This window comes from Fibrobacter sp. UWR2 (assembly GCF_002210285.1).
Taxonomy (GTDB): Bacteria; Fibrobacterota; Fibrobacteria; order Fibrobacterales; family Fibrobacteraceae; genus Fibrobacter.
The window spans coordinates 1-1,615 of the sequence record NZ_MWQE01000017.1; the positions used below are offsets into that span (position 1 = coordinate 1).

The 1,615-nt window shown below is 42.7% G+C and carries 2 protein-coding genes; both read right to left on the reverse strand.

Annotation, left to right across the window (positions count from 1 at the left end; all coding sequences use genetic code 11):
- Window positions 1-196, reverse strand: a 196-nt coding sequence (locus B7994_RS14000) for a hypothetical protein (RefSeq protein ID WP_144063913.1), incomplete at its 3' end; no start/stop codon positions are given.
- Between the two features lie 221 nt (window positions 197-417).
- Window positions 418-1,615 (reverse strand): FISUMP domain-containing protein (locus B7994_RS13820; RefSeq protein WP_304529083.1); only part of this gene is annotated, 1,198 nt, incomplete at its 5' end.

Below are 1,615 nucleotides of genomic sequence, written 5' to 3' on the forward strand. Positions count from 1 at the left end.
TATTTTCGTTACTAGACCCATTCGACTCCGCTGACGCTCCGCTCAGGGTGACACTCGAATCAGGCGACTCTACAGACGAACTGGAAACACCCGTTTCGTCGGAACTAGCCGACGACGAGTCGTCACAGGCGGAAAGGGCGAAGAATGCCGCGAACACCGCCACCCACAAGAAACCAAGACCCTTGACACACTTCATACCATTATCTCCTGTAAAAATTTTCACCACCCACAAACCAAGCAATGTGAAATATGGAATGTGGAATTTATACCGTAAAATCCATCATCTGGCGGGGTTCAAGTTGTTCAATACGATAGTTGTTTTGGTTACGATTTTTACCATTCTTCTTGTTGAGTTTGGACATACGGACTCCGCTCTGTTAAAATGTTTGACCTTATTTGTTAATTACAATCACCCTGTTAATAATCTTTCACACAACGGATAGGCAAAGCCCAACCACCCTTGAGTCCCCAATAAGATCTAGTATAATCACTACTTGACACCGAGAAATAATTTGCCGTTGTCGATGCTTTTTCTTGGGGAAGCCAATGATAGGCATAAAGTTCCCTATCCTTATACATTTTTTTTGAAAAATCATAAAAACCTGTGGGTAATAGGGAGAATCCAGAACGATTATCCGGCAAAAGATGACTATATGCCAAAGCGGCAGAACCAAACCTGTTGTAAAAACCAGTCCCTCCATTATTTAGTTCAACCAAGTCAAGCCATTCAGCCGCGCTCATAACATGCCAACCATCATCGCAAAGCCCTTGATGCTTGACAAACAAGGGCTGTTCTTCAGAATTCACATCAGATGGAAAAGAGAATGTGTTTGAACATTGTTCCGTTCCAAGAGAAACGCTATCACAGACCGACGGGAACTTCATCGCATTGCTCCAAGTATAGAACCCGCCAAAGCCGTGCTCGCAATACCATGGATCGTCATCAAAACAATACTTTGTTGAGTCAGACTGAGAATCTCCCCCAGTAATCATCTTACCGTAGTTCAGATTTTCGGCAAAAACTGTAATGGAATTTCGCCCATTAAGTTCATATTTTAAAGCAATGGTTACAGTCCTATACACTCTTCCGTCGCGGGAATCCCTATAGGAACCATATTCTATATCGGGGTTAAACACCTTTGTTGTATCAAAATAACTACTGCTTGAAGCCGCAGAACTGGAAGAAACTTCAATCCAATAGCCATCCGTACAAATATACCTAATCCCCGTAAATGCTTCTTTATACGTTTGACCATCTTCCTCTGGTTCGCATCTGTTTTTCTCTAAAAAAGAACTACTTGAAGATTTCTTTTCATCTTTAAGGCCACTGCTCGAACTCTTGTCGTTAGCTCCTTTTTGAGGAGAAGAACTAGAAATTCTTTCAGCACTACTCAAATTCTGTTCTTCGATAGAAGAACTCGATTGCTTCGTTTTTGAGTCAGAAGATTTCTCTTTATCAGTGGACGTCGATGAAGACGATTCAACAGCAGATATTTCGTTGTTGTCATCACTAGCCGACGAAGAGTCATCGCAGGCGGAAAGGGCGAAGAATGCCGCGAGCACCGCCACCCACAAGAAACCAAGACCCTTGACACACTTCATACCATTATCTCCT